General features: G+C 65.6%; 14 protein-coding genes. 6 read left to right on the forward strand and 8 right to left on the reverse strand.

The annotated features are described in order from the left end of the window. Positions 1-3: 3 nt before the first annotated feature. From IVA88_RS06425 to IVA88_RS06450, 6 genes are all read left to right on the forward strand, one after another. Positions 4-204, forward strand: a complete 201-nt coding sequence (locus IVA88_RS06425) for a hypothetical protein (RefSeq protein WP_007608336.1) — start codon at positions 4-6, stop codon at positions 202-204. Between the two features lie 57 nt (positions 205-261). After that, complete coding sequence (locus IVA88_RS06430; RefSeq protein WP_247496445.1) at positions 262-912, forward strand: hypothetical protein; 651 nt, start codon at positions 262-264, stop codon at positions 910-912. 548 nt (positions 913-1460) lie between these two features. Further along, positions 1461-2456 (forward strand): nitronate monooxygenase family protein, encoded by a 996-nt coding sequence (locus IVA88_RS06435; protein ID WP_247496446.1) that lies wholly within the window; start codon positions 1461-1463, stop codon positions 2454-2456. 25 nt (positions 2457-2481) lie between these two features. Then, positions 2482-3450 carry a zinc-binding dehydrogenase gene (locus IVA88_RS06440; RefSeq protein ID WP_247496447.1) on the forward strand — a complete coding sequence of 323 codons (969 nt, stop codon included), beginning with the start codon at positions 2482-2484 and terminating at the stop codon, positions 3448-3450. A gap of 258 nt (positions 3451-3708) precedes the next feature. Continuing rightward, positions 3709-5082 carry a cation-efflux pump gene (locus tag IVA88_RS06445; RefSeq protein WP_247496448.1) on the forward strand — a complete coding sequence of 458 codons (1374 nt, stop codon included), beginning with the start codon at positions 3709-3711 and terminating at the stop codon, positions 5080-5082. Positions 5083-5308: 226 nt separating this feature from the next. Continuing rightward, positions 5309-7639 carry a PAS domain-containing sensor histidine kinase gene (locus IVA88_RS06450; protein ID WP_247496449.1) on the forward strand — a complete coding sequence of 777 codons (2331 nt, stop codon included), beginning with the start codon at positions 5309-5311 and terminating at the stop codon, positions 7637-7639. 2 nt (positions 7640-7641) lie between these two features. Here the strand turns inward: IVA88_RS06450 and IVA88_RS06455 are convergent, their stop codons facing one another. The 8 genes from IVA88_RS06455 to ccmE all read right to left on the reverse strand — a co-directional run bounded on the left by IVA88_RS06455 (position 7642) and on the right by ccmE (position 18835). Beyond that, a complete protein-coding gene (locus tag IVA88_RS06455; protein ID WP_247496450.1) occupies positions 7642-8535 on the reverse strand; it encodes a LysR family transcriptional regulator in 894 nt (297 codons plus the stop codon). Positions 8536-8619: 84 nt separating this feature from the next. Continuing rightward, complete coding sequence (locus tag IVA88_RS06460) at positions 8620-11601, reverse strand: bifunctional [glutamine synthetase] adenylyltransferase/[glutamine synthetase]-adenylyl-L-tyrosine phosphorylase (protein ID WP_247496451.1); 2982 nt, start codon at positions 11599-11601, stop codon at positions 8620-8622. Beyond that, complete coding sequence (locus tag IVA88_RS06465; protein ID WP_247496452.1) at positions 11598-13058, reverse strand: ATP-binding protein; 1461 nt, start codon at positions 13056-13058, stop codon at positions 11598-11600. The genes IVA88_RS06460 and IVA88_RS06465 overlap by 4 nt, the downstream gene beginning before the upstream one ends. Beyond that, positions 13042-13722, reverse strand: a complete 681-nt coding sequence (locus tag IVA88_RS06470) for a response regulator transcription factor (protein WP_247496453.1) — start codon at positions 13720-13722, stop codon at positions 13042-13044. Before IVA88_RS06470 ends, IVA88_RS06465 begins: the two co-directional genes overlap by 17 nt. A 274-nt stretch (positions 13723-13996) precedes the next feature. Next, complete coding sequence (locus IVA88_RS06475) at positions 13997-15580, reverse strand: Do family serine endopeptidase (protein WP_247496454.1); 1584 nt, start codon at positions 15578-15580, stop codon at positions 13997-13999. Positions 15581-15859: 279 nt separating this feature from the next. Beyond that, positions 15860-16342: a cytochrome c-type biogenesis protein gene (locus IVA88_RS06480; RefSeq protein ID WP_247496455.1), complete on the reverse strand. Its 483-nt coding sequence runs from the start codon at positions 16340-16342 to the stop codon at positions 15860-15862. Positions 16343-16346: 4 nt separating this feature from the next. Further along, positions 16347-18329, reverse strand: coding sequence for a heme lyase CcmF/NrfE family subunit (locus tag IVA88_RS06485; protein WP_247496456.1), 1983 nt, complete (start codon positions 18327-18329; stop codon positions 16347-16349). Beyond that, on the reverse strand, positions 18326-18835 hold the full coding sequence (gene ccmE, locus IVA88_RS06490; RefSeq protein ID WP_247496457.1) for a cytochrome c maturation protein CcmE: 510 nt from the start codon (positions 18833-18835) through the stop codon (positions 18326-18328). The genes IVA88_RS06485 and ccmE overlap by 4 nt, the downstream gene beginning before the upstream one ends. Positions 18836-18845 lie beyond the last annotated feature (10 nt).

Raw genomic sequence — 18845 nt, forward strand, 5'->3', positions numbered from 1 at the left:
GGTATGACTGTGAAGAAGATTGTATTTGTCGTGGGTGCTACGCTTGCTCTGGTGACGGTTGCGAACGCTGCGGATCTGCCGCGTCGCCAGCCCGTTCCCGTCTATTCGGAGCAGGCGCCGATCGGCAAGATGCCGATTGGCAAGAGCCCGGTTGGAAAAGCTCCGATCGGCAAGGCGCCCGGCCCCGTCGCGGCGCGCTACTGACGCGCAGCGAAGTACGCGCAGAATCAGCGTGAGTGGCTGACAGTCGAGGGGCACAGCGTGACGAACAAACCTGATCGATCGGGATCCTGCATCCTCGCGGGATTCGCCCTCGCGGCGATGCTCGCATGCACGACGCCATCGGCCTCAGCCCACGAAGCCAACAAGCGCGTTGCCGACGCAAATGCGCTTGTCCCGGCCGATACCGTCTCACGACCGGCACCGCCGTCGACGCGGCGCCCGCTCGCGCGCGCGGAGAAAGGCCCGTACTACGTCGACTTCCGCGCCCGCACGGCCGCGAGCTGGGGTCATGCCTTCGTCTGGTACGGCAAGACCAGCGAGCGCGCCGTCGAGGTCGCGGGCCTGACGCCGGCCGGCGACACCTGGGCTTATGTGCTCGGCCACCTGACTTGGGTGCCGGCGGAGACCGGCGCGAGCTACGGCGATCTCGACCCGGACTATCTGACCGCGAACTACCGCGTCTATCTCAACGAAGCCGACGCCAAGCGCGTGTTTGCCTATATCAAGAAATTGCAGGCGAGCTCGCCGGTCTGGAACGCCGAGACCACCAATTGCACCGGCTTCATCGGCGATATCGCCGAGTACATGGGATTGAAGGTCCCCTACCGCTGGCAACGCCCGGAAAACTTCGTCAACAGCCTCAAGGAAATGAACGGCGGCCGCCAGATGGTGCGGCTGTCGGCGGAATAGCCGGAGCCTTGTAGCCCGTCGGGCAAAACACCTCGCGCAATTTTCCGGCTCGCCAGTCAAGTCTTTGCATTCTTTTGGCGCACGGACCTGCGGGTGCCAGCCGGCCCCGGCCTTCCCTGCGCCCTTGCCATGACGAGGGCGATGCGATCAGGCAAAGCTCGCGCGAAATGCGCCGCGAGGGGGCGGAGGTGTGTCCACCATTGAAAGTTGGGTCGGAATCGATCAGCAGACTGTTCGTCCGTGCCCCGGACGCAGCGCAGCGTCCCTTCAACGGTGCGCTGCAGAGCCGGGGCCGATCTTTCAGAGTGCTCGCGGGGCATGGTCCCGGCTCTGCGCCGCAACGTGAAGGACGTTGCAGCGCGTCCGGGACACGAGACTGAGCGACGCCGTCGCCCACTCACCGCGCTCCAATTGTCCGCCTCACGGAATCTCCCTCACCTCTCGCGTAAACGCGCTGCCCGCCCTCCCAATAGACTTTTCCCGACCCGGGCGGCATCCTGCCACCATCAACCGATAACAGAGCGCCACGCAGGCGGGGGAAACAGGTCATGTTGCAGACACGGTTCACGAAACTCGTCGGCGTCGAGCACCCGATCGTGCAGGGCGGCATGCAATGGGTCGGACGCGCGGAGCTGGTTGCTGCCGTCGCCAATGCCGGGGCGCTCGGCTTCATCACGGCACTGACCCAGCCGACGCCGGAGGACCTCAGGAAGGAGATCGCGCGCTGCCGCGATCTCACCGACAAGCCGTTTGGCGTCAACCTCACCATCCTGCCCGCAATCAAGCCGCCGCCTTATGCCGAATATCGCGCCGCCATCATCGAGAGCGGCATCACGGTGGTCGAAACCGCCGGCAACAAGCCGCAGGAGCATGTCGACGAGTTCAAAAAGCATGGCGTCAAGGTCGTGCACAAATGCACCAGCGTCCGCCACGGGCTCTCGGCCGAGCGCATGGGCGTCGACGCCATCTCGATCGACGGGTTCGAATGCGCCGGCCACCCCGGCGAGGACGACACCCCCGGCCTGATCCTGATCCCGGCCGCCGCCAACAAGATCAAGATCCCGATGATCGCTTCCGGCGGCTTTGCCGACGCGCGCGGCCTCGTCGCCGCGCTGGCGCTGGGCGCCGAAGGCATCAACATGGGCACGCGCTTCATGGCGACAAGGGAAAGCCCCATTCATCAGCTTATCAAGGAGAAGATCGTCGCCAATGACGAGCGCGAGACCGAGCTGATCTTCCGCACCATGCGCAACACCTCGCGTGTCGCCAGGAACGAGATCTCGACCAAGGTCGTCGCGATGGAGAAGGAAGGCGCCAAGTTCGAGGACATCCGCGAGCTCGTCGCCGGCGCCCGCGGCAAGATGGTGTACGCGACCGGCAACTCGGACGAAGGCATCTGGTCGGCGGGTCAGGTGCAGGGCCTGATCCATGACATCCCGACCTGCGCCGAGCTGATCTCACGCATCGTCCGCGAAGCGGAGGCCATCATCCGCAGCCGGCTCGAAGGCATGATCGTTCATCCAACCGCGCAAGCTGCGGAATAATCACTGCAAGAAGCGAGAGTAATTCATGAAGGCTTACGTCTACGGCCCTGGTGGCGCTACAATTTCCGACGTCGCTCAACCAAAGCCTGAAGGCACCCAGGTGCTGGTCCGGGTCCGCGCCTGCGGCCTCAATCGCGCCGACACCGGCATGCGCAAGGGCCACGCCCATGGCTCGGCTGGCGGCGCCGGCACCGTGCTCGGCATGGAGTGGGCCGGCGAGGTTGCCGAGCTTGGACCGGATGCCAAGGGCGTCAAGATCGGCGACCGCATCATGGGCTCGGGCGGCGCGGCGTTTGCCGAATACACACTGGCCGATCACGGCCGGCTGTTCCGCGCGCCCTCGAACATGAACTTCGAAGAAGCCGCCACCCTGCCCGTCGCGCTCGCGACCATGCACAACGCCGTCGTCACCATCGGTGGCGTGCAGCCCGGGCAAGCCGTGCTGATCCAGGGCGCGAGCTCCGGCGTCGGGCTGATGGCCATGCAGATTGCGAAGCTCAAGGGCGCGAGGCTCGTGATCGGCTCCTCGACCGATGCCGCTCGCCGCGCCCGGCTGAAGGAGTATGGCGCCGACGTCGCGGTCGATTCCTCCGACCCCAAATGGGTCGACGAGGTGCTCAAGGCGACCGGCGGCGACGGCGTCGACCTCGTCGTCGACCAGGTCTCCGGCAAGGTCGCCAACCAGAACCTCGCCGCGACCAAGGTAAAGGGCCGTATCGTCAATGTCGGCCGGCTCGGCGGTACCCATGCCGACTTCAACTTCGACCTGCATGCGGCGCGCCGCATCCACTATGTCGGCGTCACCTTCCGCACCCGCACCATCGAGGAGGTCCGCGAGATCTTCGACGAGGTCCGCAAGGACATCTGGGGCGCGGTCGAGTCGCGAAAGCTGCAGCTGCCGATCGACAAGGTGTTTGCCTTCCAGGACATCGACAAGGCGTTCGAGCACATGGAGGCGAACAAGCACCTCGGCAAGATCGTCGTGACGGTGTGATGGGTGGGAGACCGGGCAAGAGTGACATGGCGACGCTCTCACCGCTCGTCATGGCCGGGCTTGACCCGGCCACCCACGTCTTTGCCGCTTGGTACCGAGAACGTGGATGCCCGGGACAAGCCCGGGCATGACGGAGTAGTGGCGCAAGCCACCACTCAGTTCGGAACAGTTCGCAGCAACGCCGCTCCTGCAAATCACTAGCGACTACAGCTGTGGATCATGGCTTGATGTTCACCCATGGGGTGCTAAGTCCCCGCCATGAGCTCCCAACACAACAAGACCTCGGTCGCGGCGATCTCGATCTTCGCCAGTGGCGGCATGGCCGCGGCCAAGTTCGCGGTCGGGATCGCGATCGGCTCGCTGGCGCTGATCTCCGAGGCGCTGCATTCCTCGATCGACCTGGTCGCCACCATCATCACCTGGGCGGTGGTGCGGGTGTCCGACAAGCCGGCGGACGAGGAGCATCATTATGGCCACGGCAAGCTCGAAAGCGTCTCGGCGCTGGGCGTCACCGCCCTGCTCTACGTGCTCGCCGGCGGCATCCTGGTGGAGTCCTACAGCCGGCTGCGCGAGGGAACCGCGCCGCCGACCATCTCGGCCGTGCCGTTCGTGGTGCTGGTGATCGACATCCTCGTCAATCTGTGGCGCGCCCGTGCGCTGCACCGTGCCGCCCGTGAGACCAGGAGCCAGGCGCTTGCCGCCGATGCGCTGCATTTCGCCTCCGACGTGATGGGCTCGTTCGCCGTGATCGTGGGCCTGATCCTCGCGGCCCTCGGCTTCTGGTGGGGCGATGCGGCTGCCGCCGCCGCCGTTGCCGTGATGATCGCCCTGCTCGGCCTGCGCATGGCCGGCTCGACCGTGCAGACGCTGGTCGACCGCGCTCCCGAAGGCGCGCATGAGACGGCCACGGCCGCGATCCGTAGCGTGCCGGGCGTAATCGGCATCGAACGGCTCCGCGTGCGGATGGTCGGTGCAACCACGTTTATCGATGCCATCGCGAAGGTGCCGCGCACTTACCCGATCGATCGGGTCGAGGACATCAAGCGCAACGCGCAGGCAGCTGTCGAGAAGGCCTTCGGCGATACCGACCTCACCTTCACCGCAGTCCCCGTCGCGCGCGACAACGAGACGGTGCGGGACCGCATCATGGTCATCGCCCACAATTCCGGCCTCGCCATCCACCACGTCACGGTGCACGATCTCGGCGGCAAGCTGATCGTCAGCATCGACCTCGAGGTCGACGCCGGAATGCAGCTCGACGCTGCCCATGACGTCGCCAACGCACTGGAGCGCAACATCCAGGAGGAGTTCGGCGCTGACGTCGAGGTCGACGTCCACATCGAGCCGCTGGAACCGGAACTGCCGTTCGGGGTCGATGCCGCCCCGGAACGGGTGCGGGCCATCGCCACCGCCCTGACGGAATATGCCGCCGGCGGCGAGATCCACGACATCCACAATGTCCGCGTCCGCAACACTGACGCCGGTGAGATCGTCAACTTCCACTGCCGCGCCGAGCCGTCGATGAGCGTCATCAGGGTGCACGAGCATGTCGACGCGATCGAGCGCGCGTTGCGGCGCGCGTTCCCGAGCGTGAAGCGCGTGATCAGTCACGCCGAACCGCCGCGCGCGTGAGGCAGAACGTGCGGCGAGTCACACGTTCTCGTTTCGGACTCGCCGCGCACGTCGACTTGCGGACGCGCGAGGCGCAAACTGCGCGTTGGATAAGAATAAATACGCGTTAACGATTCGTTGACTCTCGACAGCCTGCGAAAACTGGATTCAAATCAACCATGATTCGGAAGCGACGTGGGGCTGCTTCCGAACTCAAGTTGCAAGCAGGTTGCAGGGGGCCTAAGGCATGTCGCGTGCAGACGCCGCGAACGCGTGCGTCCAATCCGATTCGATCAAAGGATTGGCGCAATCGATCGCGAAACCTGCCTATCATCGGCTCCTGATCGCGGAGCCGGCACTGCGCCGCGCCGTGCCGACGCTCATCATCGCGTTCCTGATCACGATTTGCCTCGGCGCGTTCGTGCAGGTCGTCGACCAGACGCGCCAGAAGCGGCAGGTGATCCGCCACGACATCTCGGCGCTCGCCGACCTGCTCGCCGAGCGCATCGACCGCCTCACCTCGGCGCGACAGGAGCGACTGAAGAACATCGAGAGCCTGCCGGCGCTGCTGCCCGATCTCATTCCGTCCTGGGGCACCGCCTCGGGACGCCACGTCGTCGTCACCTCGGCCGGCCTCGACCGCCGCATCCTCGCCCGCATCCCGGTCGACAGCGATCCCGCGGGCAACGACCGCCTGCTCGACGCGATCACGACGGCGCAACTGCTGGCGGCGCCGCCGCGCGACGGCAACATTTCCGACATGACGCTGCCGAACGGCAACGCCGCGATGGCGACCTCGCGGCAGATCAAATCGCTGCCCGGCTTCGTCGCCGTGATCCAGGAGCGCAACGAGCCGATCTGGGGCTCGGACGCCGCGCTCTCGGTGACGCTGTCGGCCACCACCGGCTTCGTCGTCCTGATCCTCGGCTTCGCCTTCCACTGGCAGTCCACCCGTGCCCGCGAGGGCGACCTGATCAACGACGCCGTGCGCGGCCGGATCGACACCGCGCTCAACCGCGGCCGCTGCGGGCTGTGGGACTGGGACCTGTCGCGCGGCCGGATCTTCTGGTCGCAGTCGATGTTTTCGATGCTCGGCCTCGACGGCCGCAACGAGCTCCTCACCTTCGGCGAGGTCAATGCGCTCGTGAAGTCCGACGACATCGACCTGTTCGAGATCGCCGACCAGCTCATCTCCGAGAAGATCGACCACATCGACCAGACCTTCCGCATGCAGCATGTCGACGGCCACTGGATCTGGCTCCGCGTCCGCTGCGAAAAGACCAGCGGCGCGACCGACTCCAGCGTGCATCTGATCGGGATCGCCGTCGACATCACCGAGCAGAAGAGCCTGGCCGAGCGGACCGTCGAAGCCGATTTGCGCCTGCGCGATGCGATCGAGACCATTCCCGAAGCCTTCGTTCTGTGGGACGCGAGCGACCGCCTGGTGCTCTGCAACTCGCACTTCCAGCGCCTGCACAAGCTGCCCGACTCCGCCGTCATCCCCGGCACCTCCTACGAGACCGTGCTCGAGGTCGGCCGCATGCCCGAGGTCCGCACCCGGCACAACGAGACCGCGAGCCAAGGCCCCGGCGCGCGCACCTTCGAGGCGCAGCTCGACGACGGCAGCTGGTTGCACATCAGCGAGCGCCGCACCAAGGACGGCGGCTACGTCTCCGTCGGCACCGACATCACCCGCATCAAAGAGCACGAGCAGAAGCTGGTCGACAACGATTTGCGCCTGCGCGCCACCGTCATCGACCTCAAGCGCTCGCAGGCAGCCCTGGAGCGGCAGGCAGGCGAGCTCGCCGATCTCGCCGAGAAATACCAGCGCGAGAAGACCCGCGCCGAGGAAGCCAACCAGACCAAATCGAAATTCCTCGCCAATATGAGCCACGAGCTGCGTACGCCGCTGAACGCGATCATCGGCTTCTCCGAGATCATGGGCTCGGGCATGTTCGGCGAGCTCGGTTCGGAAAAGTACCAGGAATACTGCCACGACATCCTGACCAGCGGGCATTACCTGCTCGAAGTCATCAACGACATCCTCGACATGTCCAAGATCGAAGCCGGCCGCATGAAGCTCGACATGGAAGAGCTCGACCTGGCGCAGACCCTGGCCGAATCCTTGCGGGTCGTCACCGGCCGGGCGCAGGACAAGCACCTGACGCTCGACGCCGACATCGCAAAATCCATTTCCGTCGTCGCCGACCGCCGCGCCACCAAGCAGATCATCGTCAACCTGCTCTCCAACGCCGTGAAGTTCACGCCCGACGGCGGACGCATCGTGGTGCGCAGCCGGCAACTCGACGACAGGATCGTGCTGATGATCGCCGACACCGGCATCGGCATCGCGCCGCATTCGCTGGCGCGGCTCGGCCGCCCCTTCGAGCAGGTGGAGAGCCAACTCACCAAGACCTATCACGGCTCGGGACTGGGGCTTGCGATCGCCCGCTCGCTGGCGCAGCTCCATGGCGGCTCGATGCGGCTGCGCTCCAAGCTCGAAGTCGGCACCGTCGTGCGCGTGACCCTGCCCCGCGACGCGATCAAGGCGGCGTCCGGGATATCGGCCGCGGCCTGATCCTAGGATTGCAGCGACGGCGCGACTTCCCGCGCGACATTGACCAGGGCCGCAATCAGCGGCGTCATCGGATCACGCTGCGGGATCACCATGCCGATGCTGTAATTGACATCGGGATCGGTGATCGGGATCGAGCGCACCGTATCGGAAAGGCCGAGCGTCTCGGCGAGCTTGGCCGGCATCACGCTGGCCCAGCGCCCCGTCTTCACGTGCGTGAACAGCACGAGCAGCGAATTCGAGGTCAAGGTCGGCGTCGCCTCGGCGCCGACCGAACGTAACGCGCGGTCGATGATGCGGCGGTTCTGCATGTCGGGCGTCAGCAGGCACAGCGGCACCTGCCCGACCTCCTTCCACGTCACCGTCTCGCGATCGCCGAACATTCCATCCGGCGCGGTGAGCAGACGATAGCTCTCGTTGTAGAGCGGAATGGTGCGCACCTTTCCGATCGGCTCGTTCTCGATATAGGTCAGCCCGGCATCCACCTCGAGATTCTCGAGCAAGCCCAGCACCTCGGACGAGGTGGTGGACTGGATGCGGAAGCGCACCTCGGGATGCCTGGCGCGGAACGGCGTCGTCAGCGCGGCGACCATGCCGAGCACGGTCGGGATCGCGGCAATACGGATCTCGCCGGAGAGCTGATGCTTCAGCCCGTTGATCTCGTCGCGCATCGCGCGGGCATCGCCCACGATCCGACGGGCCCAATCTAGCGCCCGCTCGCCTTCCGGCGTAAAACCCTGGAAGCGGGAGCCGCGCTGGACCAGCATCACGCCGAGGATCTCCTCGAGCTGCTTGAGCCCGGTCGACATCGTCGGCTGCGTCACGCCGCAGACCTCCGCCGCGCGTCCGAAATGCCGCTCCTTCGCCAGCGCCAGCAGCAGTTCAAGCTTGTCGAGCAACCGTCATCCCCTCGGATCGTGTGGTGGCACGCAAGCTAGCACGCCCTGCTTCTCCCAACACGCAAAAACCGTCACGGGAAGCGCTCACTTCGCTGAAGCCGGCGGCGTCCCTTCCAGCAGCGCCCTGAAGACGCGGCGCACCTCGCTCTGCGTCTCCTTCACGCGTGCCTCCAGCGAGGAGAAATGCGGCGCGTCGCCGGCGCGTGCCATCACGCGCAGGAGGTCGGTGCCGGCGGTTTCCGGCTTGAAGCGGTCGTTGACGCAGAGCCGCAAGATCTGCGTGAGGTCGTGGTAGAGCCGCGCGGCGGCGCGTAATATCTCGGTTTCCGATTGTGCGAGCAGGCCGAGCCTGCATGCATTTTCCAGCACCTGCATGGTGCCGACGTCGAGAATATCCGGCTTCTCGTGAGCATGCACGAGCTGGAGATATTGCGCGATGAAGTCGATGTCGACCATGCCGCCGGCGGCATATTTGAGGTCCCAGCAATCGGCCTCGCCCTTCTCCTGGGCGATCGCGCGCCGCATGTCGGCGACGTCGTTGGCGGTGATTGCGGGATCGCGGCGGCGGGTCAGGACATCGCGGACGACGCGCTCAATCCGTTCCCGAAATTCGGGCGAAGCCGATACCACGCGCGCGCGCGTCAGCGCCATGTGCTCCCACGTCCAGGCCTCGTTGGCTTGGTAGTCCGCGAACGAGACAAGGCTCGATGCCACAGGGCCGGCACGTCCCGAGGGGCGCAGCCGCATGTCGATCTCGTAGAGCACGCCGTAATTGGTGCGTGTCGTGAACGCGCTGATCAGGCGCTGGGTGAAGCGGGCGAAGTAGTGTGCACCTTGCAGTGACTTCGCACCGTCGGAATCCGGATTGTCGCTGTCGAAGTCGTAAAGCAGGATCAGGTCGAGATCGGACGAGGCCGTCATCTCGCGGCTGCCGAGCCGGCCCATTGCGATGATCGCGGTCTCCTGTCCCTTGATCCGGCCGTGCTGGGCAGCGAAGCGGTCGGCGACGAGGCCATGTACGGTATGGACGATGCCCTCGGCAACGTCGGCAAAGGCCGTGCTCGCCTGCTGCGCCGACACCGTGCCGGAGAGAATGCGCGTGCCGATCAGGAACAGGCTCTCCTGTCCGAACAGGCGCAGGCGGTCGAGGAACTCTTCGTAAGAGGCGGCATCCCGCACTGTCGTCGCGAGCCGCCCCGACAATTCCTGCCTGTCGGGCATGGCGCCGAAGAAGCGTGGATCGATCAGGCCGTCCATGAGCTGCGGCTGCCGCGCCAGCATCTCGCCGAGCCGGGGCGCCGCGCCCAGCACCAGCGCCACGAGGGCGACAAGATCGCGGTTCTGGCCGAGCAGCGTGATCAGCCGGCCGCCGCGCTGAAGCGCCCCCAGGAAATGATCGAACGCCACGACGGCCCGATCCGGCCCCTCGGCATGAGCGAGACCGTCGATCAGGGCCGGCACGAATTCGACGAAGGCGCTTCGGGTCGACTCGACGCGGAACACGCGGTAGTCGCCGGCGATCCAGTCACGCACGGTCTGCGCGACCGCGGCAGGCTTCTTGAAGCCTAGCGTCGCCAAGTGTTGAAGCAGCCGCGGATCGTCGGGACCCGCACTGTAGTCGAGCGCCGGCAGCTTGGCCGTGCCGGTCGGATCGTCGCCCTCGAACAGTTTTTCGTAGTGGCCCTGGACGATCCCGAGCTGGCGCAAGAGGTCGCGGGCAAAGGCCTCGCGATCCGGATAGCCGAAGAACCAGGCGAAACGCTCGACCGCCTCCTTGTCCTCGGGCAGCGTATGGGTCTGCTCGTCGGCGATCATCTGGAGACGATGCTCGACGCGGCGCAGGAATTCGTACGCCGTGGCCAACTCGTCGCGCGCCGCGAACGTGATCCAGTTGCTGGAAGCGAGCACGCCGAGCGCGGCGAGCGTCGGCCGCACGCGCAGCTCGGGATGCCGGCCGCCGGCAATCAATTGCTGGGTCTGGGCGAAGAACTCTATCTCGCGGATTCCGCCGCGCCCGACCTTCACGTTGTGCCCTTCGACCGCAACCTCGCTCTGGCCGCGATAGGTCTGCATCTGTCGCTTCATGTCGTGAACGTCGGCAAGCGCGGCAAAGTCGAGATGCTTGCGCCAGACGAAGGGCGCGATTTCCGCGAGCAGCGCCTCGCCCGCTTTGGGATCGCCGGCGCAGGCTCGCGCCTTGATCATCGCGGCGCGCTCCCAGGTGCGCCCTTCCCGCTCGTAGTAGTTCAGCGCGGCGTCGCGCGAAATGGCCACTTGCGTCGAGGATGGATCGGGACGCAGGCGCAGATCGACGCGGAAGACGTAGCCATCATAGGTGCGCTGCTGGAGAATGCGTGCCATCCCCTGCGTCACCCTCACGAAGAATGGCTGGGGTTCGATATCCGCTGCCAGCGTCGTGTTATCGGGATCGAAGAACACGATGAGATCGATGTCGCTGGAATAGTTCAGCTCGCCTGCGCCCATCTTGCCCATCGCAAGCACGATCAGCCCGCAGCCCTCCTCTGGCGCCTCGGGATTGGGCGGCGAGAGCTTGCCGCGTGCGGCTTCCTGCCGCAGGAGATACTGAAGCGCCGCCTGCACCGAGGACACCGCGACATCAGTGAGCGCTGCGGTCACCCGCATCACCGGCCAAACCCCGCCGATGTCGCACAGCGCGGTCAGAAGCGCAGCCTCAGCCTTCATGCGGCGAAGCAGCCGCATCACCTCGGCTTCGTCGGATGCGGCGAGCACCGCACCGCTCGCCCCTGCGACCAACGTGGCGAGATGCTCATCCGGATCACATTCCAGCAGCCGGATCAGGCGCTGCGGATCAGCGCGCACCAGCTCGAACAGATAAGGCGAGAATTCCGCGACGCCGGCCAGGATGTTCCGCGCGAAGGGATAAGCCAGCAGAAGACGGGCGAATTGCGCGGGCTCGAGCTCGGCCAGCCAGCTTTCAAAACGTCCTTGGTCGGTGACGGAAGCGGCAATATGGGGAGCCTCCGCGAAGCGTGCGGCCAGGCTCTCACCATGCTTGTCCGCGTTTCCCGGCGCGGAGTGGTTCATGCCACCTTCTGTGGCACATCCAGCATTGGCGGAGCAACCCTGTCGCCCGCCCCCGCGCGCGCCGGCAGCACCAGCGTGGCGACAAGCCCGGGCTGGGCGTCACCCAGCCTCAACTCACCGCCATGCAATGTCGCGACCGCCGAGGCGAGACTGAGACCGAGGCCGGATCCGGGCAGCGTGCGGCTCGCTTCCAACCGTACGAATCGTTCCACGACATGCTTGCGGTCCGCTTCGGGGATGCCGGGACCGCGATCGGTGACGCTGAGCAGCACCTGATCGCCCTCGCGCCTCGATTCGATCGTGATCTGCCTGCTGTCCATGCTGATCACGGTTTCCGCCGACTGCGCGACCGGCTTGCCGTATTTGATCGCATTCTCGACAAGATTGGCGAGGGCCTGGCTGATCAATTCGCGATTGGCATGAACTGGCGTCGGCTCGCACCTGACCTTCAAGGTCATGCCGTCGTCTTCGGCCAGCGGCTCGTAGAGCTCGTGGATACCGTTCGCGACGTCGGCGGCGTCGAAATCATCCATGTTGCCGCGCGCTTGCCCGGACTCGGCGCGCGCGATCATCAGAAGCGCGTTGAAGGTGCGGATCAGCCCGTCGGATTCCTCGATGGTCCGCTCCAGCGCGGCGCGATAATCGGCCTCGCCGCCCGATTTCGCCAGGGCCTCTTCGGCGCGGTTGCGCAAGCGCGTCAGCGGCGTTTTGAGGTCGTGGGCGATGTTGTCGGAGACCTCCTTCAATCCCGCCATGAGCGCCTCGATCCGCTCCAGCATCGCGTTGAGGTTTTCGGCGAGGCGGTCGAGCTCGTCACCGCTGCGCCCCACCGGCAGGCGCTCGCTCAGATCGCCGGTCATGATGCGATGAGCAGTGCCGCTCATCGCGTCAATGCGCGTCAAAACCCGCCGCGCCACGAAGATGCCGCCGCCGAGACCGAGAACCACGACGATCAGGATCGACCATTGCGCCGCCTTCGCCACGATGCCGAACAGCCGTCGCCGCTCGTCCAGATCGCGGCCGATCAGCAGGCGGAAACCGTTTTCGAGTTCGGTGACGCGCACCAGCGCGCGATGGTTGCGCTCGTCCGCGTCCTCGATCCGCTTGTACGCCGTCTCCGACCAACCCCGCGTCGCCATCACTCCGGGCGCCAGCGAGCCGACGTTGCCGGCGATCGCCTGGCCCGTCGGGGTGGTCACGAGGTAGAGATTGGCGCCCGGTCGCAGCGCCCTATACTCGATCGCGCGCACGAGGCCGACCAAGCCACGGCGGCCGTAGATCTCGTTGATCTCCGAGGTTTCGGCGTTCACCGTCTGCGTGATCTCCTCTGTGATCAGCCGACGTGTATTCCAGGCAAAATAGGCGAGCAGCGAGGCTGCGAACATCGCGAACAACAGCAGGTAGACCAGCGTCAGCCGGAATGCCGTGGTGCGGACGAGTTTACCGAATGCCGTCACGGATCATGTACCCCGCGCCACGGATCGTGTGCAGCAGCGGCCGCTCAAATCCCTTGTCGATCTTGGAGCGCAGCCGCGAAATGTGCACGTCGATCACGTTGGTCTGCGGATCGAAATGATAGTCCCAGACATTCTCCAGCAGCATGGTGCGGGTCACCACCTGGCCGGCATGCTTCATGAGGTATTCGAGCAGGCGGAATTCGCGCGGCTGGAGCGTCAGCTCGTCCTTGCCGCGGGCGACGCGGTGGGAGAGCCGATCGAGTTCGAGATCGCCGACCCGATACAGCGTGTCCTCGGCCGGACCGCCGCGGCGGCGTGACAGTACCTCGACCCGGGCCAGCAGCTCGGCGAAAGAATAGGGTTTTGGCAGATAGTCGTCGCCGCCGGCGCGCAGACCCTTGATGCGGTCGTCGACCTGGCCGAGCGCGGAGAGAATCAGCACCGGCGTCGAATCGTCCTTGTCGCGGAGCGCGCCGATCACCGACAGGCCGTCGCGCTTGGGCAGCATGCGGTCGACCACCAGCACGTCGTAATCGCCGCTCTCGGCCATGGCGAGGCCTTCCTCGCCGTCGGCGGCGTGGTCGGCAATGTGTCCGACCTCACGAAACGCCTTTACGAGGTAATCGGCGGATTCGCGGTCGTCTTCAATGATGAGGAGGCGCATCGTGCGTTCGGCAACGGTCAACGGAGTGAACCTTCTCTAAACATGGCGCGAGCGGCAATCGCATGCAAGCTGAGCGAGAGACTCTGGCATCGAGAAAAAGGCGGGCGGTGAAGCTGGGGGGACTTCACCGCCCTAGGCCTTCCGACGGAGGGGGGCGTAATTCCACCGGAAGGTAGACAGGGGAAGCAAACGTTGCGCTGCTCCCCCGAAGGGCGCCGTCGGCGGGGGCGACTGATGCCGGCGACAACCCTTCATCTCGGAGGCCTCCTGGGGCCTAGCCCTTGGCGATAGGCACGGCGACGAAGCGCGACTGGCCGCCGCTCTTCACCCGCATCAGGACGCTGTTCTTGTTGTCGGTCCGCGCCGTGTTGATGGCGTCGCGGACTTCGCCGGCGGTGCTCACGCTCTTGCCGCCGACTTCGAGAATCACATCGCCTTCCTTGAAGCCGCGTTCGGCTGCGGCGCTCTTCGGATCGACTTCGGTGATCACGACGCCTTCCTTGCCGGCACCAGCCACGGAATCGGCGGGCGCGACGGTCATGCCGAGCTTGGGCACGTCGGTGCCGCGGCTCGCGCTCTTGCCACTGTCCTTGTCAGTGTCGGCCTTGGCCTCGACCGTGTTCGGCAGCTGGCCGAGGGTCAGGTTCACGACCTTGTCTTGGCCCTTGTGCAGCACGTTGAGCTTCACGGTCGCGCCGGGCGCCAGGCCGCCAATGGTACGGGCGAGCTCGCGGGCGTCCTTGACCGATTCGCCGTTGACCGACGTGATCACGTCACCGGATTCGATGCCGGCCTTGGCCGCCGGACCATTCGCCTGCGGCTCGGCAACTAGCGCACCTTCGGCCTTCTTCATGCCGAGGCTGTCGGCGATGTCGGATGTCACCGGCTGAATCTGCACGCCAATCCAGCCGCGGCTGACCGAGCCCTTGTCCTTGAGCTGCGCCACCACGCTCTTCACGGTGCTCGCGGGAATCGAGAACGCGATGCCGACGCTGCCGCCCGAAGGCGAGTAGATCGCGGTGTTGACGCCCATCACCTCACCGTTGGTGTCGAAAGCTGGACCGCCAGAATTGCCCTTGTTCACCGGCGCGTCGATCTGGATGAAATCGTCATAGGGGCCGTTGCCGATGTCGCGGCCGCTGGCCGAGACGATGCCTGCGGTCACGGTGCCGCCCAGACCGAAGGGGTTGCCGACCGCAAGCACCCAGTCGCCGATCCGCGGCTTGCCGTCGGCAAGCTTGGCGAACGGGAAGTTGGAGCTGCCCTCGACCTTGATCAGGGCGAGGTCGGTGCGCTGGTCAGTGCCGATCACCTTTGCGGTGTAGGTCTTGCCGTCGTCGGTGGTGACCTCGACCTTGTCGGCGCCGTCGACCACGTGGTTGTTGGTCACGGCAAAGCCGTCAGCCGAGATAAAGAAGCCGGAGCCCTGGCCCTGCACGACGCGGCCACGACCACCTCCACCCTTCTGGCCCGGAAAACCATCCGGACCGCCGAAGCGGCGGAAGAAGCGCTCCATCGGCGAGCCCGGCTGGAACGGCGAGGACTCGTCGTCACCGCTGTCGTTGCTCGCGGTCTTCTCCTTCATATTCACCTTCACCGAGATCACGGACGGTTTCACGCGCTCGACCACGTCGGCGAAACCCACCGGACGTTCGACCTTGCGAACCTCGTTGTTGACCTGCGCATGCGCCGGGCTCGAGAATAGCTCGGCCGGCGAGGTCGACGTGCCGAAGCCGTAGACGGCGGCACCGAGGCCGGCGACGACCGAGGCCATCAGCGCGATCTTGCGGGCCGAGAAAATCGACCGGCGGGGCTGCCGGTAGGACGGAAGGTTCGAGAGGTCGGAACGGTCGGTCATGTAGAGATCTCCAGGGCCTTGAAATCCATTTGGTACCTGACGGCGGCACCTTACGAACCTGAACATGGGGTCTGCCGCCTTACCGTGCGCTGGCGGCGGGGTTAAACTTTTGTAATGAACGGAGAATGCGGATGCGGCAGTTTATCGCAGAGCGAAAGCTGTGCCCTTACAGGAACTTAATCGAGTTCCTGGAACGCCCGCCGATCGCGCTTTCCGCCTCTTTTTACGCGCATCGACTTCTCGTTTCGGAGTGTAGGCTTGGTGCGCGAAGCGAGGTAGCTAGCGCGACTTGGCTTCGTCCGTCATCAACGCGGCGAGCCGCGCTTCCTCGTCGGGCGTGAGCGGCGGAGCTGGCACGTCTGCACCGCTTCGCGAGCGCCGGCGGATTTGCAGCCACAGTGCCAGGCCACCGCCAATCAGCAGCAGCGGCGCGAGCAGCCACAACAGCATGGTCTTGCGCTCGAAGCGCGGCTTGAGCAGCACGAACTCGCCGTAGCGCGCGACCAGGAAGTCCAGCACTTGCGAATTGCTGTCGCCGGCCGCGATGCGCTCGCGCACCAGGAGCCGCAAGTCGCGCGCGAGCGGAGCATCGGAATCGTCGATCGACTGGTTCTGGCAGACCATGCAGCGCAGCTCGCGCGACAGGTCGCGTGCGCGCGACTCCTTCGCAGGATCCGACATGATCTCGTCGGGCTGCACGGCATGCGCCGCGGGCAAGGCCAGCAGCATCAGCGCGACAAACGCGGCGATCATCCGGCGCATCGGATTACTCCGCCGGCTGCAGGCGCTGCTTGGCGCGCGCCGGTTTCGGCGCGCCCACCCGCAGGCGCCGGTCCGACAGCGACAGCACGCCGCCGAATGCCATCAGCACCGGTCCCCACCAGATCAGCAGCACCAGCGGCTTGTGATAGATGCGCACGGCGATGGCACCCTCGGCAGTGGCGTCCCCGAGAGAAAGGTAGAGCTGGCTAGCGCCGCGCGTCAGCAGCGCGGCCTCGGTGGTCGACGAGCCGCGGGTGGTGAAGCTGCGCTTGGACGGTGTCATCACGCTGAGCGTCTCGCCGTCCTGGCTGACATTGAATTCGGCGATCATCTCGCGGAAGTTTGGACCTTGACGCTGAAACAAACCGTCGAGCTTCACGTCGTAACCGGCGACATGGGCGACGTCGTTCTGTTTCATGGTCGCGATATATTCGCTGTTCCAGGTGGTCTCGCAGACGATCCCGATCAGCGCGATGCCGAGGCCGGCATGCGCAAACGCGGAGCCCCAGGCCGAGCGCGGCAGGCCGCGGGCCCGGTGCAGCGCCGTTGCGAACGGTAGCCGCACGAGGCCGGTCCGCTCGACTATGTCAGTGACGGCGCCGGTGATGACGAAGATGCCAAGCCCGATCGCAAGCGGCGCCAGCGCGCTGCCGCCGCGCGCCCAGCCCCAGACCATAGCGGCGACGACAAGCCCGGAAACACCGGCCGCTAGCAGGCGTTGCGTCACGCCGAGCAGATCTCCGCGCTTCCATGCCAGCAACGGCCCAAACGGCACGGCGAGCAGCAGCAGCGTGAACAGTGGAGCGAAGGTGAGGTTATAGAACGGCGCGCCGACCGACATCTTGAAATCGGCGAGCATTTCCATCGCCAGCGGATAGAGCGTGCCGAACAGCACCACCGCGCAGGCTACCGTGAGCAGCAGATTGTTCAGCACCAGCGCGCCTTCGCGCGAGATCGGCGCGAACAGGCCGCCCTGCTTTAGCGAAGTCGCGCGCCCAGCGAACAGCGAGAGGCTGCCGCCGATGAACAGGCAGAGAATCAGGAGAATGAAGACGCCGCGCGTTGGATCGGTCGCGAAGGCATGCACCGAAGTGATGACCCCCGAGCGTACCAGGAAGGTGCCGAGCAGTGACAGCGAGAAGGTCAGGATCGACAACAGGATGGTCCAGACCTTCAGCGCGTTGCGCTTCTCCATCACCAGAGCCGAATGCAGCAGCGCGGTGCCGGCCAGCCACGGCATCAGCGAGGCGTTCTCGACCGGGTCCCAAAACCACCAGCCGCCCCAGCCCAGTTCGTAATAGGCCCAGTACGAGCCCATGGCGATACCGAGCGTCAGGAAGATCCAGGCGACCAGCGTCCACGGCCGCACCCAGCGCGCCCAGGCTGCGTCAATCCGGCCCTCCAGCAGCGCCGCGATCGCGAAGGAGAACGAGATCGAGAAGCCGACATAGCCGAGATAGAGCATTGGCGGATGCACGGCGAGACCGATGTCCTGAAGCACCGGATTGAGATCGCGTCCCTCGATCGGCGGGTTAGCGATGCGCAGGAACGGGTTCGAGGTCACCAGGATGAAGAGATAGAAGGCGCTGGCGATCCACGCCTGCACGGCCAGCACATGCGCGCGCAGCGACAGCGGCAGATTATTGCCGAAGGCCGCGACCAAGCCGCCGAACAGCGCGAGGATCGACACCCACAAGAGCATCGAGCCTTCATGGTTTCCCCACACGCCGGTGATCTTGTAGAGCAGCGGCTTCATGGAGTGGGAATTCTCGTAGACGTTGGCGACCGAGAAATCCGAAGCTACGTGCAGCATCACAAGCGCGATGAACGATGCACCGACGAACAGCAGCTGCGCCAGCGCTGTGGAGCGCGCCACATTCATCAGGGCGTCATCGCGCAGACGCGCGCCAATCAGAGGCACGATGGACTGGATCAGTGCCAGTCCGAGCGCCAGCACCAGCGCATAATGTCCTGCCTCCGCGATCACCGCACTGCTCCCTGTGGATTGCCCTGCGCAGTTGTGGCGGCAGGCTTTACGCCATCGGAAGCTTTGGCACCGTAATCATCCTTCCAGTGCCCCTGCTTCTTCAGGGCATCGGCGACCTCCTTGGGCATGTAGGTTTCGTCGTGCTTGGCGAGCACGGTGTCGGCCTTGAACACGCCATCGGCGTCGAGCGCGCCTTCGGCGACGACGCCCTGCCCTTCGCGGAACAGATCAGGCAAAATGCCCTTGAAGGCGACCGGAAGCTTTGCGCCGCCGTCGGCGACCTCAAAGGTCACTGCGAGATTGTCGCCGCGCTGGAGCGAGCCGGGCTGCACCAGGCCGCCAAGGCGAAACCGCTTGCCGGGCGCAACGTGCTTCTCGGCAACCATGGTCGGCGTCGAGAAGAACACGATGGAGTCGCGCAGAGCGTTTAGCACCAGCGCGGCCGCGAGCGCGAGCACGGCGAGCGAGCCGCCGATGATGGTCATACGTCGCTGCTTGCGCGTCATGGCGTATCCA

It is taken from the genome of Bradyrhizobium sp. 149, assembly GCF_023073915.1.
Classification (GTDB): domain Bacteria; phylum Pseudomonadota; class Alphaproteobacteria; order Rhizobiales; family Xanthobacteraceae; genus Bradyrhizobium.